This window comes from Sinorhizobium prairiense, from assembly GCF_029201645.2.
Taxonomy (GTDB): Bacteria; Pseudomonadota; Alphaproteobacteria; order Rhizobiales; family Rhizobiaceae; genus Sinorhizobium; species Sinorhizobium meliloti_A.
Map to the genome: position 1 here is coordinate 3,226,621 of NZ_CP104131.1, position 24,797 is coordinate 3,251,417.

A 24,797-nucleotide genomic window follows, 5' to 3' on the forward strand; every position below is an offset into this window, starting at 1 on the left:
CTGACATCACGGCTAAAAAATGCCATCTTCATGCACCACGCGGCCGTGAAATCCAGCGCGCCGCCGGCTTTGCGTTCGGCGCCTGCCTTCACCGATACTCTCTTCCCGGGACAATGACGGCGAAGGAGGGCACATGACCGTGTCTAGAAACGCGCCGGCGCCGTCTGCATCCTCGGGGTCGCAGCCACACCGGCAGAACAACGACAACCGGGCCGATCAGTCCCGAGTGGAACCAGAATCCGTACCCATGCTCCAGAACACAACGCAGTCCAACTTACCGCGCGAACCGGAAGCGAAGCAGATCGACTACAACGATTCGATCCGCTCGACCTATTTCTCGATCGACGACCTGCGAGCATGCGGCGCGAGCCTCGCCGAACACGGCACTTCCGCTCTGCCGGGCTTCTTTCCGTTCGAATTTCGCGTCCGCCATCGGGAGAACGAGAAGGAAATCCTGCGCGTCTACCGGGCGACCGCGGCCGACGTGAAAGCCGGCGCCTCGATCACGCCTGCAGCCGAATGGCTACTCGACAACCACCACGTCGTCGAAGAGGCGATCCAGGAGGTACGGCGCGACTTTCCACGCCGTTTCTACCGGCAACTGCCGACGCTATCGGTCTCCGGAACCGTCATCCCGCGCACGATGGCCCTTGCCTGGCTTTACGTTGCCCATACCCACAGTACCGTCACGCGGGAAAGCATCACCGCGATGGTGGAGGGCTTCCAGGAGCACGAGACCCTCAAGATCGGCGAATTGTGGGCGCTGCCGTCGATCCTGCGTTTCGTCCTCATCGAAAATCTGAGGCGCATCGCCATCCGCGTCGAGCGCTCGCGCGGCATGCGGCGGAAAGCGAACGAGGTCGCTGACCAGCTCATCCGGCTGAACGATCCGGAAGGCTGCCGGACGCTTCTGGTGGAGTCCGAGGCGCTTGCCGCCGATAACACCTTCATCGCACAGCTCCTTTACCGCATGCGTGACGGTTCCCAGAGTTCGGGTGCCGTCATCGCCTGGATCGAGGAGAGGCTGGAGAGGCGTGGCACCGACGTCGAGGAGGCGCTGGTAGCGGAGCAGAACCGCCTTTCGTCCGGCAACGCGACGATGAGCAATATCATCCGCAGCCTGCGCGAGATCGACGACACCGACTGGGCCGTCTGGTTCGAAAGCGTCAGCAAGATCGATGCGACGCTGCGCGAAGGGTCCGACTATGCGGCGCTCGATTTCGGATCGCGCAACACGTATCGCGACACGATCGAGAAGCTTGCCCGCCGGTCCGGTCACAGCGAGCATGAAGTCACGAAGATCGCGATCGAGATGGTCGAGGAGGCAAAAGCCGCCGCGGCCGTCGAAGCGCCTCTGCAGGAGCCGAATGTCGGCTCCTTCCTCGTCGGCAAGCAGCGCCTGGCCCTCGAGAAGAGGATCGGCTATTCGCCCTCGATCTTCCAGCACATCATCCGGTCGGTCCGCAAGCTCGACTGGTTCGCCATAGCCGGGCCGAACATTCTCTTGACGATCCTGGCGATGATCGTCGTCTATGCCTTCGTCAGCCCGATGGATATTCCGAGCGGCGCGAAGCTGATCATGCTCCTGCTCTTCGCGCTGCCTGCCTCCGAAGGCGCGATGGGCCTGTTCAACACGGTCTTCACGCTGTTTGCCAAACCCTCGCGGCTGGTCGGTTACGAGTTTCTCGACGGAATACCCGAGGATGGACGCACGCTGGTCGTGGTGCCTTGCCTGATTGCCAAGCGCGATCATGTAGACGAGCTCGTGCGCAACCTCGAGGTTCACTATCTCGCCAATCCGCGCGGCGAGATCTATTTCGCGCTCCTGAGCGATTGGGCCGACAGCAAGTCGGAGGAGGCGCCTGCCGACACGGATGTTCTCGAATATGCCAAGCGCGAGATCGCGTCTCTCTCTGCCCGCTATGCCTATGACGGCAAGACGCGCTTCTTCCTGCTGCACCGCCGCCGCCTCTACAACGAGGCCGAGGGCGTGTGGATGGGATGGGAGCGCAAGCGCGGCAAGCTGCACGAGTTGAATCTGCTGCTTCGCGGCGACCGCGATACCTCCTTCCTTCAGGGCGCCAACACGGTGCCGGAGGGCGTGCAATATGTGATGACGCTCGACTCCGACACGCGTCTCATGCGCGACGCGGTGACCAAGCTCGTCGGCAAGCTCTATCACCCGATCAACCGGCCGGTCGTCAATCCGAGGACACAGGAGGTCGTGACCGGCTACAGCCTCCTGCAGCCGCGCGTGACGCCGTCGCTCACCACCGGCAGCGAGGCCTCGGCCTTCCAGCGCATCTTCACCATCAATCGCGGCATCGACCCTTACGTCTTCACCGTGTCGGACGTCTATCAGGACATTGCCGGCGAAGGCAGCTTCACCGGCAAGGGCCTCTATCACGTCGACGCCTTCGAGGCTGCTCTCAAGAGCAGGATCGAAGAAAATGCGGTGCTCAGCCACGACCTTCTCGAAGGTTCCTATGCGCGTTGCGCGCTGGTGACCGACATCGAGCTTGTCGAGGATTTTCCGACCCGCTACGAGGTCGAGATGTCGCGTCAGCATCGTTGGGCGCGAGGCGACTGGCAGCTCCTGCCGTATATCTTCAATCCGAAGAACGGCCTTTCGATGCTCGGGCGCTGGAAGATGTACGACAACCTGCGCCGCTCGCTCATTCCCGTCGCCTGGCTCGCCGCTTCGGTCATGGGCTGGTACTACATGGAGCCGACCCCGGCGCTGATCTGGCAGCTCGTGCTGATTTTCAGCCTGTTCGTCGCGCCGACGCTGTCGCTGATCTCCGGGATCATGCCGCGGCGCAACGACATCGTCGCGCGTGCGCATCTCCACACCGTGCTGTCGGACATCCGCGCCGCCAACGCGCAGGTCGCGTTGCGCATCGTCTTCATCGCGCACAACGCGGCGATGATGGCGGATGCGATCGTGCGCTCGCTCTATCGCACCTTCGTCAGCCGCAAGCTGATGCTCGAATGGCGCACCGCCGCGCAGGTGCAGAGCGCCGGCCACGGTTCGATCGGCGACTACTTCCGCGCGATGTGGACGGCACCGGCGCTTGCACTGGTGTCGCTGGCGCTTGCCGCCATCTCCGATACGGGGCTGCCCTTCATCGGGCTGCCCTTTGCCCTTATCTGGGCCGCCTCGCCCGCGGTCGCCTGGTTCGTGAGCCAGTCCGCCGAGACCGAAGACCAGCTCGCCGTTTCCGAGGAGGCGATCGAGGAGATGCGCAAGATCGCCCGGCGGACATGGCGCTACTTCGAGGCGTTCGTCACCGCCGAGCAGAACTTCCTGCCGCCGGACAACTTCCAGGAAACGCCGCAGCCGGTACTCGCGGAGCGTACCTCGCCGACGAATATCGGCGTCTATCTCCTGTCGGTCATGTCGGCGCGCTCCTTCGGCTGGATCGGTTTCGAGGAGACGATCACGCGCCTCGAGCAGACGATCGCCACGATCGACCGCATGCCGAAATATCGCGGCCATCTCTTCAACTGGTATCGCACGCGCGGGCTCGAACCGATGGAGCCGCGTTATGTCTCCTCGGTCGACAGCGGCAACCTCGCCGGACACCTGATCGCGGTCTCCTCCATGTGCCGCGAATGGGCCGAAGCGCCATCCGCCCACGTCCAGGGCAATCTCGACGGCATCGGCGACGTCGCGGCGATCCTCAAGGAGGTGTTGAGCGAGCTTCCCGACGATCGCAAGACCGTACGGCCGCTGAGGCGCCTGATCGAGGAGCGCATCGCCGGCTTCCAGAATGCGCTTGCGGCGGTCAAGCGCGAGCGCGAGTTCGCCTCCATCCGGGTGATCAACCTCGCGGTGCTCGCACGCGACATGCACAAGCTGACGGTCAATCTCGACCATGAGGTGCGCACCGTCCCCAGCGGCGAAGTGGCGACATGGGCGGGCTCGCTGGTGGCCGCCTGCGAGGCACATATCGCCGACGGCGTCTTCGACCTCGGTGCCATCGAGGCTCTGCGCCAGCGTCTGCTGGTGCTCAAGGAGCGCGCACGCGACATCGCCTTCTCCATGGACTTCAGCTTCCTGTTCCGGCCGGAGCGGCGGCTGCTGTCGATCGGCTACCGGGTCAACGCCAACGAGCTCGACGAGGCCTGCTACGATCTGCTCGCCTCCGAGGCGCGGCTGACGAGCCTTTTCGCGATTGCCAAGGGGGATCTGCCGACCGAGCACTGGTACAAGCTCGGCCGTCCGATCGTGCCGATCGGCGCGCGCGGTGCGCTCGTCTCCTGGTCGGGTTCGATGTTCGAATATCTGATGCCGCCGCTGGTCATGCAGGAGCGGCAGGGCGGCATCCTCAACCAGACCAACAATCTGGTGGTCCAGGAGCAGATCAATCACGGCCGTCGGCTCGGGACGCCATGGGGCATTTCCGAGGCGGCGTTCAATGCGCGCGACCACGAGCTGACCTACCAGTATACGAACTTCGGCGTGCCGACGCTGGGTCTGAAGCGCGGCCTCGGGCAGAATGCCGTCATCGCACCTTACGCGTCCATTCTCGCCTGCATGTACGATCCGAAATCGGCGCTCGCCAACCTGGCGCGGCTCCGGGAGGTCGGCGCCCTTGGGGCCTACGGCTATCACGACGCCGTCGACTTCACGCCGACGCGCGTGCCGGAAGGCCAGAAATGCGCCGTCGTGCGCAACTATTATGCCCATCATCACGGCATGTCGGTCGCCGCGGTCGCAAATGTCGTCTTCAACGGGCAGCTGCGCGAGTGGTTCCATGCCGACCCCGTCATCGAGGCTGCCGAACTCCTCCTGCAGGAGAAGGCGCCGCGCGACATTCCGGTCATGGCCGCCAAGCGCGAGCCGGAAGCGCTGGGCAAGGGCCAGGCCGATCTCCTGCGCCCCGAAGTCCGCGTCGTCGAAGACCCGATCAACCAGGATCGCGAGACGGTTCTGCTGTCGAACGGTCACTACTCCGTCATGCTGACGGCGACAGGGGCGGGCTATGCCCGCTGGAACGGCCAGGCGGTCACGAGATGGACTCCGGACCCGGTCGAGGACAGGACGGGGACCTTCATCTTCCTTCGCGACACGGTGACGGGCGACTGGTGGTCGGCGACGGCCGAACCCCGGCGTGCGCCGGGCGAAAAGACCGTTACCCGCTTCGGCGACGACAAGGCCGAATACGTCAAGACCGTCGGCGATCTGACAAGCGAGGTGGAATGCATCGTCGCCACCGAGCACGATGCCGAAGGCCGTCGGGTTATCCTGCTCAACACGGGTACGGAAGACCGGTTCATCGAGGTGACGTCTTATGCCGAGCCCGTGCTTGCCATGGACGATGCCGACAGCTCGCACCCGACCTTCTCGAAGATGTTCATCCGCACCGAGATCAGCCGTCACGGAGACGTGATATGGGTCTCGCGCAACAAGCGCAGCCCCGGCGATCCGGACATCGAGGTCGCCCATCTCGTCACCGACAATGCCGGCAGCGAGCGCCACACGCAGGCGGAGACCGATCGCCGGCGCTTCCTCGGCCAGGGCCGCACGATTGCCGAGGCGGCCGCATTCGACCCGGGCGCCACGCTTTCCGGTACCGACGGCTTCACGCTCGATCCGATCGTGTCGCTCCGTCGCGTCGTACGCGTGCCGGCGGGCAAGAAGGTGAGCGTCATCTTCTGGACGATCGCCGCCCCGGACAGGGAAGGCGTCGATCGGGCGATCGACCGTTACCGGCATCCGGAAACCTTCAATCACGAGCTCATCCATGCCTGGACCCGCAGCCAAGTGCAGATGCGCCATGTCGGGATCACCTCGAAGGAGGCCGCGAGCTTCCAGATGCTCGGCCGCTATCTCGTCTATCCGGATATGCACCTTCGCGCCGACGCGGAGACCGTCAAGACCGGGCTTGCCTCGCAATCGGCGCTGTGGCCGCTGGCGATCTCCGGCGATTTCCCGATCTTCTGCCTCAGGATCAACGACGACGGCGATCTGGGCATCGCCCGCGAGGCCTTGCGGGCGCAGGAATATCTGAGAGCTCGCGGCATCACCGCCGATCTGGTGGTGGTCAACGAGCGCGCCTCCTCCTATGCGCAGGATCTGCAGCACACGCTCGACTCCATGTGCGAGAATTTGAGGCTTCGCGGCCTTTCGGACGGCCCGCGCCAGCACATCTTTGCGGTGCGCCGGGACCTGATGGAACCGGAAACCTGGTCGACGCTGATTTCGGCATCGCGGGCCGTCTTCCATGCCCGCAACGGCACGATCTCGGATCAGATAGCCCGCGCCACATCGCTCTACTCCAAACCTTCCGAAAAGAAGGAGGAGGGCGCCGAGATGCTGCTGCCGGTGATACGGGAGACCGACGAGCCGGTGGCGGTCGAACTCGACGGCGGCGACCTGGATTACTGGAACGGTTTCGGCGGCTTTGCCGAGGACGGCCGCGAATATGCCGTGCGGCTGCGCGGAGGCGAGGCGACGCCGCAACCCTGGATCAACGTCATCTCCAACGAGCAATTCGGCTTCCATATCTCCGCCGAAGGTGCGGCCTTCTCCTGGAGCCGCAATTCGCGCGACTATCAGTTGACGCCCTGGACCAACGACGCGGTCGTCAATCGTCCGGGCGAGGCGATCTTCGTGCGCGACATGGCAAGCGGCGCGGTGCTGACGCCCTATGCCGCACTGTCGCGACGCAAGTCCGCCCAGTTCGAGACCCGTCACGGCCTCGGCTATTCGCGCTTTCTCAGCACGCAGGACGAGCTCGAGATCGAGGCCATGCATACGGTCCACAGGAGCCTTCCGGCCAAGCTCGTCCGGCTGACGATCCGCAACCGCAGTTCGGCCGCGCGCAAGTTGCGCATCTACGGCTACGCGGAATGGGTGCTCGGCAACAATCGCAGCCGTACCGCGCCCTTCGTCCTCAGTGAGTGGGACGAAAGCGCGAAGACGCTCGTTGCCACCAATCCTTACAGCATCGACTATCCGGGCCGGTGCGCGTTCTTCGCCAGCGACGGCGATATCGCCGGCTATACGGCGAGCCGGCGGGAATTCCTTGGCCGGGCCGGAGGAATCCTCGCGCCGCAGTCAGTGATCGGCGGCGCCGAGCTCACCGGATCGACGGATGTGGACGGGGATGCCTGCGCGGCGCTCGCGACGGATCTGACGATCGAGGCGGGCGTGGAGCGACAGGTCACCTTCTTCCTCGGTGATGCCGACAATTCCGATCAGGTGCGGGCGGTGCTGGAGGAACTCAGGGCGGACAGTTTCGACGTTGCGCTCGAGGCGGCGAAGGCGTTCTGGGGTGATTTCACCGGAGTCGTGAAGGTGGAGACGCCCGATCGCGCCTTCAACCACATGATCAACCACTGGCTTCCCTACCAGGCGCTCGGCTGCCGGATCATGGCACGCTCGGCCTTCTACCAGGCAAGCGGTGCCTTCGGTTTCCGCGATCAGCTGCAGGATACGCTTGCCTTCCTCATCCATCGGCCGGCGCTTGCCCGTGCGCAGATCCTCAATGCCGCGGCGCGGCAGTTCGTCGAAGGCGACGTGCAGCATTGGTGGCTGCCCGGCACGGACGCGGGCGTCCGCACGATGATCTCGGACGACGTGGTCTGGCTCGCTCATGCGGTTGCGCATTATTGCGCCGTCACCGGCGAGGAAGACATCCTCAAGGAGAAAGTTCCTTTCATCACCGGGCCGGCTCTGGAAGAAGGCCAGCACGACAGCTTCTACAAGCCGGATGTGGCCGACGAGGTGGGCGACGTCTACGAGCATTGCGCCCGTGCGGTCGATCTCGCCATTCGCCGGACCGGCGCCAACGGTCTGCCGCTCATTCTCGGCGGCGACTGGAACGACGGCATGAACCGTGTCGGGGAGGCCGGAAAGGGCACGAGCGTCTGGCTCGGCTGGTTCCTGGCAGGCACCCTGCGCGCGTTCCTGCCCTATGCCCGTGCCCGCAAGGACAAGCCGCGCCTGGCCCTATGGGAGCGGCATCTGGAAGCACTGAAGGATGCGCTCGAACAGGCAGGCTGGGACGGCGATTACTATCGCCGCGGCTATTACGACGACGGCACGCCGCTCGGATCGGCGGAGAACGGCGAGTGCCGCATCGATTCGATCGCGCAATCCTGGAGCACGCTTTCGGGAGAGGGCGACAAGGAGCGCTCGCTGCGCGCGATGGACGCGGTGATGGCGGAGCTCGTAGATCCCGAAAAGCGCATCGTCCGGCTGTTCACGCCGCCGCTCGAGACGACGAAGCAGGACCCGGGCTACATCAAGGCCTATCCCCCGGGCGTGCGGGAGAATGGCGGGCAATATACCCACGCGGCCACCTGGGTGGTGCTGGCATTCGCCGCCCAGGAGCGGGCGGAAGAGGCCTGGCGCACCTTCAGCATGCTCAACCCCGTGTCGCATGCTCTCAGCCAGGAGGACGCCGAGCATTATCGTGTCGAGCCCTATGTGGTTGCTGCCGATATCTATGGAGAAGGCGCGCTTGCCGGCCGCGGCGGCTGGACCTGGTACACGGGCTCCGCGGGCTGGCTCTACCGCGCCGGTGTCGAGGGATTCTCGGCATCCGCAAGCGGGGCGACAAGCTCTTGATCCGGCCCGTCCTACCCTCCGAATGGCCGGGCTATTCGGCCGAAGTGCGCGTGAACGGCACCACGCACCGGATTTCCGTCAGCCGCGATCCAAAAAGTGGCGAACCGGTCGTAAGCGTAAATAATAGTGTCACAGAAAACGCGCATGAAGGGGTTTTGCTGTAGCTGCCGGCTTGAAGCACGAGCTGAACCGGCTTTGTTTTCCTGGATCACGATGACTTGGATCGAACGACCCAAAGCAATCGTGATCCGATCCAACAAGTCGAGCGGAATGCAGGGCGCAAAACGGTACACACATTTCCTCGTCCCGCTCGGAGGCAAGGCCGGCTTTTCTTTGCCGTGTCAGGTTCGCCATTCATTCATGGCGTCGGCGCCGCCCGCATCGGGGCGGCACGGCGGCGCCGGTTTCAACAGGGGTGGGGCGGGGCGCCAAATCCCGGATATCAACGCGCATGCTGCAGAAGACCTTTGAGGGCGGCAACGATCAGAGAGGGGTCGCCCCTCCGATGCCGACCGGGCGCGACACACGCCTCGACGTTTTTCGGGCACTTTGCCTGCTGACCATCTTCGTCAACCATGTACCGGGCCAGTATCTCGAATATCTGACCCACAAGAACTTCGGCTTTTCCGATTCGGCGGAGGCCTTCGTGCTGATTTCCGGCCTGTCGGTGGGGGCGGCCTATTCCGGCAAGTTCCTGGCCGGCGGCCGGCTCGCCCTCACGCTGAAGATATGGCGGCGCGCCCTGGCGCTCTATGTCGCGCACATCATGACGAGCGTGGTGACGCTTGCGATCTTCGCCGGCGGCGCCCTCTATTTCGGCCGTCAGGAGCTGATCGGCGAGATCAACATCCGGCCGATCGTCGAGCAGACGGAGCAAGGGATCGTCGCCATGGTGCTGCTCGGGCACCAGCTCGGCTACAACAACATTCTGTCGATGTATGCGGTGCTGTTCCTGCTGCTGCCCGGGTTTCTGTGGCTGAATGCCGTGCGCCCCCGATTGCTGTTCGCGTTTTCCGCGACGCTCTGGCTCGCTGCCGGCTGCTTCAAAATGGTGCCCTATAACTTTCTCGACGACGGCTACTGGTTCCTCAATCCCTGGTCCTGGCAGTTCCTGTTCGTGATCGGCATTCTGTGCATGAGCCATGTGCGGCGGGGCGGGAGTCTCCCGCGGAGCCCCTGGCTTCTCGGCCTTTCCGTCGCCTATCTCGCGATTTCCGCCTTCTGGGTGCTGTTTTCCTGGTGGAACATCGATCTCTCCTTCGGCCTGCCTGCGGTGCTGACCGGCTTCGACAAGACCTTCCTGTCGCTGACGCGGCTGCTGCATGTGCTGGCGCTTGCCTATATTCTCGCAACCGTCCCCGTCTTCAGCCGGCTGACGCGGGTCGGAAGCAACCACCCCCTGGTGATGATCGGGCGCCATTCGCTTGCCGTCTTCATTTTCGGGACGATCCTCGCAATGGCGGGCCAGGTGCTGCTTCTCGTCACCGACCGGGACCGGATCATCGGCACGATCTTCGTCATCGGCGGCATCGGCCTGCACTTCGCCTATGCCTATTACCTCGAATGGCTGAAGGAGGTCTCCGTGGCGCCGCCGCTGAAGGCGGCGTGAGGGACTTATCCGCACGCCGGGAGGAGAGTCGCCCCCTCCCGGCGCGGCGGCGGTCATCACAGACCGCACAATCGTTGGATGATTTGCCCTTGCGCTCATGACGCTCGCGGATGTCGCGACCTTCCCGGTCACATAGAAATGCCCCGGAATCCGGGGCATTTCGTTGTAGATCATCCGGTGACCGGTGAGGCGATCACGCTGCCGTAAGGCTCTTGCGGACATCCTCGTCCGTGAGGATACCGCTGGCGCGAAGCAGTGCCGCGAAGCGGCCGTTGCTCTGGCTGAGTTCATGGAAGCCGCCCATTTCCACGATCCGGCCCTGATCCATGAAGATGACCAGATCGGCTTCCCGCACCGTCGACAGGCGGTGGGCGATGATGAAGGTCGTCCGGTCCTTGCGCAAGGCGTCGATGGCATCCTTGACGCGGGCCTCGGTCTCGACGTCGAGCGCGCTGGTCGCCTCGTCGAGCACAAGGATCGGCGCGTTCTTCAGGATCGCGCGGGCAATCGCGACGCGCTGGCGTTCGCCGCCCGACAGCCGGTTGCCGCGTTCGCCGACGACCGTGTCGTAGCCGTTGAGGCGGTCCTCGATGAAGTCGCTCGCGGCGGCGGCCTCGGCGGCTGCCATCACCTCGTCCAAAGAGGCGTCGTCACGGCCGAGGCGGATATTTTCGCCGATCGAGCGGTTCATGAGGCCGGCATCCTGGAAGACCGTGGCGATCGACCGGCGCAGCGATTTGCGGGTGACGGTCGCGATGTCCACGCCGTCGATGAGGATCTGGCCGTGCTTCGGCTCATGGACCCGCTGCAGGAGGTTGACGAGCGTGGTCTTCCCGGCACCGGTCGGGCCGACGATGGCGATTGTCTGGCCGGCCTTGGCCTTGAACGAGACGTTGCGCACGCCTTGGGCGGAGTTTGCGAAGTCGAAGGAAATGTCCTTGAATTCGACCTCGCCGACGACGCCCTTCAGTTCCCCGGCATCGGACGGCTCCTCGCGGTCCTGCACGGAATCCTCGAGCTGGAAGAAATCTTCGAGTTTGGCGCGCGCTTCGAAGATCTGGGTGGCGAAGGCCTTCATCTGGTCGAGGCGGCCGATCAGCAGATTGGCGAAGCCGATGAAAGCGATCACCTCGCCGACGCCGAGCTCGCCGCGCTGCACCAGAACGGTGCCGATGACGAGGATCGCCATCATCGAGATGGTCGAGGCAATACGGTTGAGGCCGCTCGCCAGAGCCCACCAGTCGAGCACCGGATACTGGGCCGACAGCAGGCGCTGCGTGAACTTCTTCAGCTCCCGCGTTTCAGCTTCGATGCGGTTGTAGCTGTGAACCACCGAAACGTTGCTGATCGAGTCGGACACGTGCGAGAAGACCGTGTGGTAATGGCCCTCGACGGCAGCCTGACCCTCCTTCGTGCGGCTCATCACGACCTTGCTGATCATCACATAGGCAGCACCGAGCACGACGAGGATGAGCGACAGACGGACGTCCATGGCAAAGGCGGTCGGAATGAGAAGCACGAGCGCCACTGCCGTCGCCAGATGCTGCCGCATGAATTCGAGCCAGAGGCCGAAGAGCGTCTCGCAGGCTCGCAGCAGCGTGTGCAGCGCATTCGAAGTGCCGCGCTGGCTGTGCCAGGAGAGAGGCATCGAGACGATCCGGCCGAAGGCTTCGGTCAGGAGCGAAGCGCGGCGACCGTGGGCGAGACGGTCCGCCTCGCGGGAAACGAGCACGAAGGCGATCGTATTGAAGACGCCGAAGCCCGCCCACAGGAGCAGCATCGGCGCGACGTCCTTCTGTGAGGAGATCGCGTCGATGATTCGGCCGAACAGAATCGGCTCCGCAATGGTGATGGCAGCCAGGACGATATTGGCTATGACGATCGCCCCGACGCGAAACTTGTGGACAGCAAGATACTGAAGCGCTCTTGCATACACCTGAAACAAGGACACTGTCTCACCCCTTTCGGGTATCGGAATTGGCGCCGCAACGGCACGATGCGGCGATGCGTTGCGTCTTGAACCGACGGCAAGATGATTTTCATCCACCTTGCGTGCCGGCAAAGCCGCGGGTGACGGCCTTTGCGTTCTTCCCAAAAAACGCGGTAGACGGGGCGGATCAGCGAGAAGGATCATCCGATACCATGGGAGGGTTGGCGGGATGATCCATCGTTAGCTATCTTGATGCCTCGACTCCGAGTTTTTGCAGGTTTCCTGCAAGACCGGGCGTGATATGAAGAATTATCGCGGTTGCAACATGAATGGCTTCTGAACGGCGTATTCATATGGCCTGGCGGGTTGCGCGGCGCGTTTTTGATTCGAGGATGCTCTATGAATATTACGTTGCTCGTACAGTTTCTGGCGCTACTGGAAGAGATGAAGACGCGCGAGGAGATCCTGCCTGAGTTCGAGCGGCTACTCGACCGGTGCGGTTTCGACTTCTACGGCATCGTGCGTCAGCCGAAACCGCACGAGAATCCGCTGAGACTTCTTCTGGCCGGACGCTGGCCGGAGGGCTGGCCGCAGATCTACATCCGCAAGAAATACGTCGTCATTGATCCGACTATCCGCTTCCTCGGGCATGCCCAGCGCGGCTTCCGCTGGCGCGACACGCTCGTGGCCTTCCGCTCGGACCCGCACCGCAAGCGCATGGAAAGCATGATGGTCGAGGCCCGCAATCACGGCCTCTTCGACGGCTATATCTTTCCGGTGCACGGCCGGCGCGGCCTCATGGGCAACCTGACCGTGGGCGGCCGGGTGGTCGACCTGAGCCCGGTGGAGTTGAGCCTTTTCGACGCCATCGCCAAGCGGCTGTTCTGGAAGCTGCTCGAACTCACCGATCCGGAGATCATGGCGGAACTCGTCTCGCGCGTCGAAGTCCAGATGACGCGGCGCGAAATGGAGGCGCTCCACTATCTCGCCGACGGCATGACATCGAACGACATCGGCAAGGTCCTCGACATTTCCAGCCACACGGTCGACTGGTACATGAACGGCATCCAGGAAAAGTTGAAGGCGAAGAACCGGCATCACGTCGTGGCGATCGCCTTTCGCCTGGGACTGATCTCCTGACGACCCGCGCTCCTGACCGAATGGGTCAGCATTCGTGTCGCATCTGAAATTGCGCTTCATTCCTTGACTCGCTAATAGTTCTTTTCGCGGGTGCAGCATTCCCGCGTGTCCAAGTCTATGAGGAGTCCGACTTGTCCATTTCCAAGATCCTTGTTGCCAACCGTTCCGAAATCGCCATCCGCGTCTTCCGCGCGGCCAATGAGCTGGGGCTTAAAACGGTCGCGATATGGGCTGAGGAGGATAAGCTGGCGCTGCACCGCTTCAAGGCGGACGAGAGTTATCAGGTCGGGCGCGGACCGCACCTTCCCCGCGACCTCGGCCCGATCGAGAGCTACCTGTCGATCGACGAGGTGATCCGCGTCGCCAAGCTGTCCGGCGCCGACGCCATACACCCGGGCTATGGCCTGCTCTCCGAAAGCCCGGAATTCGCCGAAGCCTGCGCTCAGAACGGCATCACCTTCATCGGCCCCAAGCCGGAGACGATGCGCCAGCTCGGCAACAAGGTCGCGGCCCGCAACCTGGCGATCTCGATCGGCGTTCCGGTCGTACCGGCGACCGAGCCTCTGCCGGACGATCCGGAAGAGATCAAGCGACTGGCCGAGGAGATCGGCTATCCGGTCATGCTCAAGGCGTCCTGGGGCGGCGGCGGCCGCGGCATGCGGGCGATCCGCGACCCCAAGGACCTGATCCGCGAGGTGACCGAGGCCAAGCGCGAGGCCAAGGCCGCCTTCGGCAAGGACGAGGTCTATCTCGAAAAGCTGGTCGAGCGTGCCCGTCACGTCGAAAGCCAGGTCCTCGGCGACACGCATGGCAACGTCGTCCATCTTTTCGAGCGCGACTGCTCGATCCAGCGTCGCAACCAGAAGGTCGTGGAGCGGGCGCCGGCGCCCTATCTCGATGATGCGCAGCGCCAGGAACTCGCGGATTATTCGCTGAAGATCGCCCGGGCGACCAACTATATCGGCGCCGGCACCGTCGAGTATCTGATGGATTCCGACACCGGCAAGTTCTACTTCATCGAGGTCAATCCGCGCATCCAGGTCGAGCATACGGTCACCGAGGTCGTAACCGGCATCGACATCGTCAAGGCGCAGATCCACATCCTCGACGGCTTCGCCATCGGTGCGCCGGAATCGGGCGTGCCGCGCCAGGAGGACATCCGCCTCAACGGCCATGCGCTGCAGTGCCGCATCACGACGGAAGACCCGGAGCAGAACTTCATTCCGGATTATGGCCGCATCACCGCCTATCGCGGCGCCACCGGCTTCGGCATCCGCCTCGACGGCGGCACGGCCTATTCCGGGGCGGTGATCACCCGTTACTACGATCCGCTGCTCGAGAAGGTCACCGCCTGGGCGCCGAACCCGGGCGAAGCGATCCAGCGGATGATCCGTGCGCTGAGAGAATTCCGCATCCGCGGCGTGGCGACCAACCTCACCTTCCTCGAGGCTATCATCAGCCACCCGAAGTTCCAGGACAACAGCTATACGACGCGCTTCATCGACACGACGCCGGAATTGTTCCAGCAGGTCAAGCGGCAGGACCGCGCCACCAAGCTTCTCACCTACCTCGCCGACGTCACCGTCAACGGCCATCCGGAAGTCAAGGGCCGGCCGAAGCCCTCCGACGATATCGCCGCGCCGGTCGTGCCGTTCATCGGCGGCGAGGTGAAGCCCGGTACGAAGCAGCGCCTCGATCAGCTCGGTCCGAAGAAATTCGCCGAATGGGTGAAGGCGCGGCCGGAGGTGCTGATCACCGACACGACGATGCGTGACGGCCACCAGTCGCTGCTCGCCACCCGCATGCGCACCTACGATATCGCCCGCATCGCCGGCACCTATGCGCGGGCGCTGCCGAGCCTCTTCTCGCTCGAATGCTGGGGCGGCGCGACCTTCGACGTCTCGATGCGCTTCCTGACAGAGGACCCGTGGGAGCGGCTGGCGATGGTGCGCGAAGGTGCGCCGAACCTGCTCCTGCAGATGCTTCTGCGCGGCGCCAACGGCGTCGGCTACAAGAACTATCCGGACAATGTCGTCAAATATTTCGTCCGCCAGGCCGCGAAAGGCGGCATCGACGTCTTCCGCGTCTTCGACTGCCTGAACTGGGTCGAGAACATGCGCGTCGCGATGGATGCGGTGGCCGAGGAGGACAGGATCTGCGAGGCGGCGATCTGCTATACCGGCGACATCCTCAATTCCGCCCGGCCGAAATACGACCTGAAATACTACACGGCGCTCGCCGCCGAACTGGAAAAGGCCGGCGCCCATATCATCGCCGTCAAGGACATGGCCGGGCTATTGAAGCCGGCCGCCGCCCGGGTGCTGTTCAAGGCGCTGAAGGAAGCGACCGATCTGCCGATCCATTTCCACACCCACGACACTTCGGGCATTGCGGCGGCCACCGTGCTCGCGGCGGTCGAATCCGGCGTCGACATCGTCGATGCGGCGATGGACGCGCTCTCCGGCAACACCTCTCAGCCCTGCCTCGGCTCGATCGTCGAGGCGCTGTCCGGCTCGGAGCGCGACCCGGGCCTCGATCCGGAATGGATCCGCCGCATCTCCTTCTACTGGGAGGCGGTACGCCATCAATATGCGGCCTTCGAAAGCGACCTCAAGGGACCGGCTTCGGAAGTCTATCTGCACGAGATGCCGGGCGGCCAGTTCACCAATCTGAAGGAACAGGCCCGCTCGCTCGGCCTCGAGACCCGCTGGCACGAGGTGGCGCAGGCCTATGCCGACGCCAACCGGATGTTCGGCGATATCGTCAAGGTGACGCCGTCTTCCAAGGTCGTCGGCGACATGGCGCTGATGATGGTCTCCCAGGATCTGACGGTCGCCGATGTCGAGAATCCGGGCAAGGACATCGCCTTCCCGGAATCGGTCGTCTCCATGCTCAAGGGCGATCTCGGCCAACCGCCGGGCGGCTGGCCGGAGGCGCTGCAGAAGAAGGCGCTCAAGGGCGAAGAGCCCTATGACGCGCGTCCGGGCTCGCTGCTCGAAGACGCGGATCTCGACGCCGAGCGCAAGGGCATCGAGGAGAAGCTCGGCCGTGAGGTGACCGATTTCGAGTTCGCCTCCTACCTCATGTATCCGAAGGTCTTCACCGATTATGCGGTAGCCTGCGAAACCTACGGCCCGGTCAGCGTGCTGCCGACGCCCGCCTATTTCTACGGCATGGCGCCGGGTGAGGAACTCTTCGCCGACATCGAAAAGGGCAAGACGCTCGTCATCCTCAATCAGGCGCAGGGCGAGATCGACGAGAAGGGCATGGTCAAGATGTTCTTCGAAATGAACGGTCAGCCGCGGTCCATCAAGGTACCCGACCGCAATCGCGGCGCCTCGGCCGCCGTCCGCCGCAAGGCGGAAGCCGGCAACGCCGCCCATCTCGGCGCGCCGATGCCGGGCGTGATCTCGACCGTCGCGGTGGTCTCCGGCCAATCGGTCAAGGCCGGCGACGTGCTGCTCTCGATCGAGGCGATGAAGATGGAGACGGCGCTTCATGCCGAGAAGGACGGGGTGATTTCCGAGGTGCTCGTAAGGGCCGGCGATCAGATCGATGCGAAAGATCTGCTGGTCGTGTTCGGGGGTTAAGCACCGCCCGATGCCTCAAATGTCATAGCTCATCGGCGCGCTCAGGGAGGCGATGAATCGCTTCGTCCGCTCGCGCTCCGGCGTCGAGAAGATCTTGCGCGGGGGACCGCTTTCGACGACGACGCCGCCATCCAGGAAGACGACGTGATCGGCGACGCGGGAGGCGAGGCGAAGGTCGTGGGTGGCCATGACCATCGTGGTGCCTTCCCGCGCAAGGCGGCTCAGGACCTCGACCACTTCTTCCGCCAGTTCCGGATCCAGCGCCGAGGTCGGCTCGTCGCAAAGGAGCACGCGCGGCGAGGGAGCAAGTGCCCGGGCGATCGCGACACGTTGCTGCTGGCCGCCGGATAGGGTGGCCGGCCAGGCATCCGCCTTATGCGCCATGCCGACCTTCTCCAGCAGCTCGAGCGCCCGGGTGCGGGCCCGGTCGGCCGGCCACTTGAGGACGGTGACGAGGCCTTCCATCACATTGCCGATCGCCGTCTGGTGCGGGAAAAGCTGGAAGTTCTGGAACACCATTCCCGTCTGACGGCGCAGTCTCTGGATCGCCTGCCAGCCGACCTTCCGGCCTTCCGCGAATTCGAGCCGGTCGTCGCCGAGGCGGATTGCCCCCGCCGTCGGGATCTCCAACAGGTTGACGCAGCGCAGCAGCGTGCTCTTGCCGCCGCCGGACGGTCCAACGAGCGCAGTCACGCTGCCTTCCGCGAGCGAGACGCTGATGTCGTTCAGCACGGTGTTGGTGCCGAAGCGCTTGACGATGTGGGAGAGCTCGATCATGCGCGCGCCTCCAGGAAGCCGCCATAGCGGGCGAAGCGCTGCTCCAGTTTCCCCTGCAGCGCCGAAAGGACGGAACTCATGACAAGATAGATCAGGGCGGCTTCGATGTAGAGGATCAAGGGTTCATAACTGGTGGCGACGATGCGCTGCGCCGTCTGGAATAGCTCCGGCACCGTGATCGCGGCGGCGAGCGAGGTGTCCTTGACGAGCGAGATGAAGGTGTTCGACAGCGGCGGAACAGCGACGCGGCCCGCCTGCGGAAGGATCGTCCGGCGCATCGCCTGGCTCCAGCTCATGCCGATCGAGTAGGCCGCTTCCCACTGCCCCCTCGGAACCGACGAGATCACCGCGCGGATGATTTCGGAACTGTAGGCGCCGATATTGAGCGTGAAGCCGATCAGCGCTGCGGGAAAGGCGTCGAGCAGTATGCCCATGCTCGGCAGGCCGTAGAAGATGACGAAGAGCTGCACGAGCAGCGGCGTGCCGCGGATCACCCACACATAAAACCGGGCCACGGCCGCGAAAGGAGCGGGAGCAAACAGCCGGACGACGGCGGTGACGAGGCCTAGAGCCAGGCCGAGGGTGAAGGAGAGGAGCGTTAGAGGGATCGTGAAGATCAGCCCCGCCCAGAGCAGGGCCGGCAACGAATCCGCCATCAGTTGAAGCCAGTGGGGCAAGGGAGAACCTTTCAAAACGCGCGATCCGTCCCGGATGCCGGGACGGATCGCGATTCATGAGCAGGATGGGGAAAGGTGTGAAGCCCACATGCCGTGCAACTTGAAGAGCGGGGCGGTTGTTCGACCGGTCGCGCTTCCGCAGGCCCTATTTCGAAACGTCGGCGCCGAAATATTTCTGCGAGATCTTCTCATAGGTGCCGTCGGCCTTGATCTCGGCCAGCGCCTTGTTGATCGCTTCGAGCAGCTCCGGCTCGCCCTTGCGGATGATGATGCCCGAATAATCGGCATCGGGCTTTTCGGCGGCGATCTTCACATTCGCATCCGGCTTCTGCTTCTTGAAGTCGAGGAAGGAAAGGCTGTCATTGATGGTCGCGTCGGCCCGGCCCGTCAGCACGAGCTGGATCGACTGGTCGAAACCGTCGGTTCCGACGAGCTCTGCGCCCGAGGCTTGCGCGAGCTTGCCGAAGTTGCTGGTCAGCGACTGTGCCGACTTCTTGCCCTTCAGGTCGGCGAAGTCCTTGATCTCCTCGTCGTCGCCGCGGACGATCAGCACCGCCTTGGAGGCGATATAGGGTTCGGAGAAGTCGTATTTCTTCTTGCGTTCCTCGGTGATGCCGACCTGGTTGATGACCGCGTCGTAACGGTTTGCGTCGAGGCCGGCGATCAGGCCATCCCACTTGCCTTCCAGGAATTCCGGCTTGACGCCGAGGCGTTTGGCGACTTCCTGACCGATCTCGACGTCGAAGCCGACGAGAGCGCCGCTCGCGTCATGATAGGTGAAGGGGGCGTAAGTGCCCTCGGTGCCGATCTTCAGCACGCCTGCGGACTTGACCTCGTCCAGGTTCTGCCCCGCCTCAGCGGGAACGAAGGCGGCGAGTTGCAGGAGGGCGGCAGCAAAAAGCGTCGGAAGGAGTTTCATGGTTGTTTTCCAGTTCTGGTTCTCCGGCCCGTCATCCGGATTGCAGCGAATTTCGCATAAACCCGCCAGTTTCCAAGCGTATAAAAGACCAATTCCGAACGGTTTCGATGAAGATTTTTCCTCAGATGGCCGATTCCCACCGAAAACGCTGCGGCGTGAAATGTTCCGTTGCATGTCTGCCGTTTTGCGGCAGGCGGGATTGAAAGCCGTGGTCGGGAGTGATAATCACGTTTCCATCGATTCATGCACGATTATGCACGGTTTCAGGATGTCCATCGATCTGCTGCTGCGAGAGAGAAGAGTCTGATCCAGGAAAGGCTCAGAACCGAGGGCCGGGTGCTTGCGGCCGATCTCGCGCGCGAATTCGGCGTGTCGGAAGACACGATCCGCCGCGACCTGCGCGAAATGGCCGCCGCCGGCCTTTGCGAGCGCGTCTATGGCGGAGCGTTGCCGGTTGCGCCCGACGCGGGCTCGCTCGTGGCCCGGATATCGCGCGCGCCCGAACGGAAGGCGGCGCTGGCGCGGGCCGCGGTCGCCTTTCTAAGGCCGCGCATGACCGTGTTCCTCGACGCCGGCTCCGCCAATCTGGCGATTGCGCAGGCGATCGGACCGGACCTCCCCGCGACGATCATCACCAATACGCCGCCGGTCGCGGCGGCCTTGATGGAGAAGCCGGGCATCGAAGTCATTCTGATGGGCGGGCCGTTGAACCGCGCTGTCGGCGCGGCGGTCGGTGCGCGGGCGCAGCGCGATGCCGAGCTCTTGCGGCCCGATCTCGCGATACTCGGAACCTGCGGTGCGGATGCCGAAGCAGGGCTGACCGCGTTCCACTTCGAGGATGCGGAATTCAAGCGGCTGATCGCTTCCAGGAGCCGCGCCCTGCTTGCGGCCGTCACGACCGACAAGCTCGGTACCGCTGCGCCGCATCCGGTGGTCGCCATAGACGGTGCCTCCACGCTCGTTCTCGAGGCGGATGCGCCGGAAGCCCATGTCGCGGCCTTCACGGCGCGGGGGGCGAACGTCGTTCTCGCGAAGGAGCCTATCCGGTGATCCGCGATCCCGACGGCAATCTCATCGAAATCACCAATTGAGCCGGACGATCCGGCAGCGGAAGGTTAACCCATGGATCAGCGTACAGATTCCGCCCAGAAAGCCGTTGGCCGGCAGGGCTATATGTCGAAAAACCGGCTAGCCGTGTCTCTCCTGTTTCTGATGAACGGCTTCGTCACCGGAAGCTGGGCGCCGAAAATCCCGGAGTTCAAGGAACGCCTCGGCATCGGCGAGAGCGTTCTCGGCCTTCTCATCCTCGGTTTCGGCATCGGCTCGCTGGTGCTGATGCCTATTGCCGGCGGCTTCATCGCCCGTCTCGGCTCGCAGAAGGTGGTCAAGGTCACGGCGATCATCCTTTCACCGCTGCTTCTCCTCCTGACGCTTCTGCCGAATCTGTGGACGGCAGCACTCGGCATGTTCCTGCTCGGCGGCTTCGTCGGCGCGATGGATGTGGCCATGAACGCCAATGCCGTCGAGGTCGAGAAGTCGATGCGCCGTGCAATCATGTCCTCGTGCCATGCCTATTGGAGCCTCGGCGGGCTGATCGGCGCCGGGATCGGCGGCTTTCTGATGGCCCGCTTCGGCGTGCTGCCGCATGCGATCGTCGTCACCTGTCTGTGCCTTGCGATACTCGCGGTTGCCTGGCCGATGATCCTTGCCGACCGGCCGCATCCTGCGGCAACCAAAGAGAAGCTCAGGCTGCCGATGACACCGCTGCCCTGGCTGATCGGCATCATGGCGCTTTTCTCGATGGTGCCCGAGGGTGCCGTTCTCGACTGGGGTGCACTTTATCTGAAGGATGAACTCGGCGCCTCCGTCGAGCTTTCAGGCTTCGGTTTTGCGGCCTTCTCGGCGACCATGGCGGCGATGCGCTTTGCCGGCGATCACGTGCGCGACCGGCTCGGCGCCACTCTGACCCTGCGCATCTGCACCGTGACCGCTCTCTTCGGCATGGTGCTGGCCGGTCTCGCTCCCAATGCCGTTCTCGCGATCCTCGGTTTTGCGCTTGCAGGCATCGGCATTTCCAACATGGTGCCGATCGCCTTTTCGGCCGCCGGCAATATGCCGGGTCTGCAGCCGGGCATCGGGCTGTCGGTCGCGACCACCATGGGCTATTCCGGCATGCTGTTTGCGCCCTCATTGATCGGCTTCATCGCGGAACACAGCGGCTTCGCGATCATCTTCGCCTGTGTCCCCGTGCTGTTCTTCGTGGTGCTGCTGCTTTCGCATCACGCCGTTCATGCGGATCATGGCAAGGGGTGATCGTCCTTCGGGCGGGGCGCAGACTGGCGCAAGCGACTGCTCGCGTAGCCGCTGCCATCAATTCGCCGTCAGCGCGTGATGTTGCCGTTGACAAGCGGGCGTTCCTTCGCCACCTGAAAAGTGAAAGTATCGGGCGGTCCGTGCGCGTTCCGCTCTGCAGCAACGGACCCAAGAAGAGGCCTTCATGTCTTCTGCCTTCGATTTCGAGCCACAGCCGCGCCGCGCCTCGGTCGCCGTCGATGTCGGCGGCGTGATCGTCGGTGGCGGTGCTCCGGTCGTCGTCCAGTCGATGACGAACACCGATACGGCCGATATCGATGCGACGGTGGCGCAGGTGGCCGCACTCCACAAGGCAGGTTCGGAGCTGGTGCGCATCACGGTCGATCGCGACGAGAGCGCCGCGGCCGTGCCGAAGATCCGCGAGCGGCTCCTGCGCCTCGGCATGGACGTGCCGCTCGTCGGCGATTTTCATTATATCGGGCACAAGCTGCTCGCCGATCATCCGGCCTGTGCCGAGGCGCTTGCCAAATACCGCATCAATCCCGGCAATGTCGGTTTCAAGGACAAGAAGGACAAGCAGTTCGCCGAAATCATCGAGATGGCGATCCGCTACGACAAACCGGTGCGCATCGGGGTGAACTGGGGCTCGCTCGATCAGGAACTGCTGACGCGCCTGATGGACGCGAACCAGGCGAATGGCTCCCCTCTGACGGCACAGCAGGTGATGCGCGAGACGATCGTGCAATCGGCGCTTCTCTCGGCGGAACTTGCAGAGGAGCTGGGCCTGCCGCGCAACCGCATCATCCTGTCCGCCAAGGTCTCGGGCGTGCAGGACCTGATCGCCGTCTATGCGATGCTCGCCGCCCGTTCCGACCATGCGCTTCATCTCGGCCTCACCGAGGCGGGCATGGGCACCAAGGGCATCGTCGCCTCTTCCGCCTCGCTCGGCATTCTGATGCAGCAGGGCATCGGCGACACCATCCGCATTTCCCTGACGCCCGAACCCGGCGGCGACCGCACGCGCGAGGTGCAGGTGGCGCAGGAGCTTCTGCAGGTGATGGGCTTCCGTCAGTTCATTCCGGTGGTCGCGGCCTGTCCGGGCTGCGGCCGCACCACCTCGACCGTGTTCCAGGAACTGGCCCAGAAGATCCAGGAGGATATCCGTGCGAGCATGCCGGTCTGGCGTGAGAAATATCCGGGCGTCGAGGCGCTGAAGGTCGCCGTGATGGGCTGCATCGTCAACGGCCCCGGCGAGAGCAAGCATGCCGATATCGGTATCTCGCTTCCTGGAACCGGCGAAATGCCGGCCGCACCCGTCTTTATCGACGGGCAGAAGGCGCTGACGCTGCGCGGACCGAAGATCGCCGAGGACTTTCAGCTTCTCGTCGCCGATTATATCGAGAAACGCTTCGGCCACGGCCAGGCGGCCGCGGAGTAGTATCGAGGATCAAAGCCGCGCCGTCAAAAGCTTGAAGCCGGCAAAGGCGAAGAAGCCGGCCATCAGGCTCTCGATGATCCGCCGCGATTTCAGATAGGCCCGATGGACCGGCGCGAGCGAGAAGACGATCGCGAAGCCGCAGAAGGTCACGAGACCGATCAGCATGCAGCCGACGATGAAGGCGGCGGTGACGCCGACCGGCGCTCCCTCCGGCATTCCGAGCGAAACCAGCATCATCCAGGCGAAGATCGCCTTCGGATTCGTCAGGTGGATCCCGAGGCCTTTGAGGTAAAGCTTCTTTAGCGAGGAGGTCGGAGGCACACGAAGGGCGGACGGTCGGGCGTCGCCCCGCATCGCCGCTCTCAACGCATTATAGGCAAGCCAGAACAGGTAGCAGGCGCCGGCGATCTTCAGGACGATGATCGCCTGGCCATAGGTCCGGATCAGGGCCGATAGGCCGGAAGCCGTCAGCATCGCCCAGGTGTAGCTGCCGCTCAGCACGCCGAAGGCGAGCGCGAGGCCTGCGCGTCTCCCCCGGCTGATCGAGGTTGCGATGATCGCCAGAACCGCGGGCCCCGGCGAGGCAACGGCGATGACATAGGCCGTCCAGGCGACGAGGAGCTGCGGCAGATAGGGCGTAAGGTCCAGCATGACGGCGTCCGATTGTCCTTGCGGGGACAGTAGCCGAGGCCTCCGTTGATGCCAATGGGAGGCTGGCCGTAACCACCTGCAGCATTTTGCTGCAGCACCCGATTCTGTGCCGCCTCACAGAACCTCGTCGAGTGCCGCGACCAGCTTGGCGCATTCCGCGTCGGTGCCGATGGTGATGCGCAGGAAATCCGCAATTCGGGGCTTGGCGAAATGGCGGACGATCACAGCCCTTTCGCGCAGTTTCGCCGCCAGCGTCTGGCCCGCATGTCGGGGGTGGCGGGCGAAGACGAAGTTTGCCTGCGACGGCAGGACCTCGAAGCCGCGCTTTTCGAGTTGGCGCGTCAGCTTCGCCCGCGAGGCGATGATCTTGCCGCGGGTAGCCTCGAACCATGCCTCGTCCTTCATCGCGGCCGTTGCACCCGCCTGGGCGGTGCGTCCGAGCGGATAGGAGTTGAAGCTGTCCTTGACGCGCTCCAGCGCCTCGACCAGCGGGCGCTGGCCGATCGCGAAGCCGACGCGCAGGCCGGCCAGGGCGCGTGACTTGGAGAAGGTCTGAACCACGAGCAGATTGTCGTATTTCGGAACGAGCGCGATTGCGGATGCGCCGCCGAAATCGATATAGGCCTCGTCGATCACCACCGGCTGATCGGGATGCTCGGCCACCAGCCTTTCGATATCGGCAAGCGGCAGGCCGATGCCCGTCGGGGCGTTCGGGTTCGGCAGGATGACCGCGCCCGAGGGACGGCGATAATCGGCGATGTCGATGCGGAATGCGGCGTCGAGCGGCACCTCCACCGCCTCGATGCCGAAAAGGCCCGCATAGGTCGTGTAGAAGCTGTAGGAGATGTCCGGAAAAAGCAGCGGCCTGTCGTGCTTCAGCAGCGCGGCGAAAGCGTGTGCCAAGACCTCGTCGGAACCGTTGCCGACGAAGACCTCCCCCACCGATACCTTGTGGCGCGCGGCGATCGTCTCCCGCAGCCCGAGAGCGACGGGATCCGGATAGAGGCGGAGATCCGTGTCCGCCGCCGCCCGGATCGCCTCCAGCGCCTTTTCCGAGGGCCCATAGGGGCTCTCATTGGTGTTGAGCTTGACGAGATCGGCCATGCGCGGCTGTTCACCGGGAACGTAGGGTTTCAGCGCGGCCACGATCGGCGACCAGAATTTGCTCATGA

The 24,797-nt window shown here is 63.9% G+C and carries 11 protein-coding genes and 2 pseudogenes; 7 read left to right on the top strand and 6 right to left on the bottom strand.

All coding sequences use genetic code 11. The annotated features are described in order from the left end of the window. The first annotated feature begins 247 nt into the window (after positions 1-247). Together ndvB and N0Q91_RS18195 are read left to right on the top strand one after the other, a co-directional pair. Positions 248-8,745 (top strand): annotated as a pseudogene (gene ndvB / locus N0Q91_RS18190) (cyclic beta-(1,2)-glucan synthase). Positions 8,746-9,032: 287 nt separating this feature from the next. Then, on the top strand, positions 9,033-10,190 hold the full coding sequence (locus N0Q91_RS18195; RefSeq protein ID WP_018098744.1) for an OpgC family protein: 1,158 nt from the start codon (positions 9,033-9,035) through the stop codon (positions 10,188-10,190). 193 nt (positions 10,191-10,383) lie between these two features. Here the strand turns inward: N0Q91_RS18195 and N0Q91_RS18200 are convergent, their stop codons facing one another. Further along, a complete protein-coding gene (locus N0Q91_RS18200) occupies positions 10,384-12,141 on the bottom strand; it encodes a glucan ABC transporter ATP-binding protein/ permease (protein ID WP_018098745.1) in 1,758 nt (585 codons plus the stop codon). 378 nt (positions 12,142-12,519) lie between these two features. Between N0Q91_RS18200 and N0Q91_RS18205 the strand changes: the two genes are divergently transcribed. Next, entirely contained in the window at positions 12,520-13,260 is a 741-nt protein-coding gene (locus tag N0Q91_RS18205; RefSeq protein ID WP_003535227.1) for a helix-turn-helix transcriptional regulator, read from the top strand. 131 nt (positions 13,261-13,391) lie between these two features. After that, positions 13,392-16,850: a pyruvate carboxylase gene (gene pyc / locus N0Q91_RS18210; protein WP_275597123.1), complete on the top strand. Its 3,459-nt coding sequence runs from the start codon at positions 13,392-13,394 to the stop codon at positions 16,848-16,850. Between the two features lie 15 nt (positions 16,851-16,865). On the opposite strand, the gene N0Q91_RS18215 is transcribed toward pyc, so the two are convergent. The 3 genes from N0Q91_RS18215 to N0Q91_RS18225 form a co-directional block, all read right to left on the bottom strand. Next, positions 16,866-17,627 (bottom strand): amino acid ABC transporter ATP-binding protein, encoded by a 762-nt coding sequence (locus N0Q91_RS18215; protein ID WP_275597124.1) that lies wholly within the window; start codon positions 17,625-17,627, stop codon positions 16,866-16,868. Then, entirely contained in the window at positions 17,624-18,304 is a 681-nt protein-coding gene (locus N0Q91_RS18220; protein ID WP_003535752.1) for an amino acid ABC transporter permease, read from the bottom strand. Before N0Q91_RS18220 ends, N0Q91_RS18215 begins: the two co-directional genes overlap by 4 nt. Before the next feature lie 145 nt (positions 18,305-18,449). Next, on the bottom strand, positions 18,450-19,223 hold the full coding sequence (locus N0Q91_RS18225) for an amino acid ABC transporter substrate-binding protein (protein ID WP_018097439.1): 774 nt from the start codon (positions 19,221-19,223) through the stop codon (positions 18,450-18,452). 253 nt (positions 19,224-19,476) lie between these two features. Here N0Q91_RS18225 and N0Q91_RS18230 point away from each other — a divergent pair. From N0Q91_RS18230 to ispG, 3 genes and pseudogenes are all read left to right on the top strand, one after another. After that, positions 19,477-20,273, top strand: a pseudogene (locus tag N0Q91_RS18230) (DeoR/GlpR family DNA-binding transcription regulator). A gap of 72 nt (positions 20,274-20,345) precedes the next feature. After that, on the top strand, positions 20,346-21,536 hold the full coding sequence (locus N0Q91_RS18235; protein ID WP_275597125.1) for an MFS transporter: 1,191 nt from the start codon (positions 20,346-20,348) through the stop codon (positions 21,534-21,536). 184 nt (positions 21,537-21,720) lie between these two features. Further along, positions 21,721-22,974 carry a flavodoxin-dependent (E)-4-hydroxy-3-methylbut-2-enyl-diphosphate synthase gene (gene ispG / locus N0Q91_RS18240; RefSeq protein WP_018097436.1) on the top strand — a complete coding sequence of 418 codons (1,254 nt, stop codon included), beginning with the start codon at positions 21,721-21,723 and terminating at the stop codon, positions 22,972-22,974. 9 nt (positions 22,975-22,983) lie between these two features. On the opposite strand, the gene N0Q91_RS18245 is transcribed toward ispG, so the two are convergent. Further along, complete coding sequence (locus N0Q91_RS18245; RefSeq protein WP_275597126.1) at positions 22,984-23,625, bottom strand: LysE family translocator; 642 nt, start codon at positions 23,623-23,625, stop codon at positions 22,984-22,986. Between the two features lie 114 nt (positions 23,626-23,739). Then, complete coding sequence (gene hisC / locus N0Q91_RS18250) at positions 23,740-24,795, bottom strand: histidinol-phosphate transaminase (protein ID WP_275597127.1); 1,056 nt, start codon at positions 24,793-24,795, stop codon at positions 23,740-23,742. Positions 24,796-24,797 lie beyond the last annotated feature (2 nt).

Excerpts from the sequence above, each read along its gene's own strand:
- N0Q91_RS18195 (WP_018098744.1), top strand. The coding sequence starts at position 9,033 with ATGCTGCAGAAGACCTTTGAGGGCGGCAACGATCAGAGAGGGGTCGCC.
- N0Q91_RS18205 (WP_003535227.1), top strand. The coding sequence starts at position 12,520 with ATGAATATTACGTTGCTCGTACAGTTTCTGGCGCTACTGGAAGAGATG.
- N0Q91_RS18215 (WP_275597124.1), bottom strand. The coding sequence starts at position 17,627 with ATGATCGAGCTCTCCCACATCGTCAAGCGCTTCGGCACCAACACCGTG.
- N0Q91_RS18225 (WP_018097439.1), bottom strand. The coding sequence starts at position 19,223 with ATGAAACTCCTTCCGACGCTTTTTGCTGCCGCCCTCCTGCAACTCGCC.
- N0Q91_RS18235 (WP_275597125.1), top strand. The coding sequence starts at position 20,346 with ATGGATCAGCGTACAGATTCCGCCCAGAAAGCCGTTGGCCGGCAGGGC.
- ispG (WP_018097436.1), top strand. The coding sequence starts at position 21,721 with ATGTCTTCTGCCTTCGATTTCGAGCCACAGCCGCGCCGCGCCTCGGTC.
- N0Q91_RS18245 (WP_275597126.1), bottom strand. The coding sequence starts at position 23,625 with ATGCTGGACCTTACGCCCTATCTGCCGCAGCTCCTCGTCGCCTGGACG.
- hisC (WP_275597127.1), bottom strand. The coding sequence starts at position 24,795 with ATGAGCAAATTCTGGTCGCCGATCGTGGCCGCGCTGAAACCCTACGTT.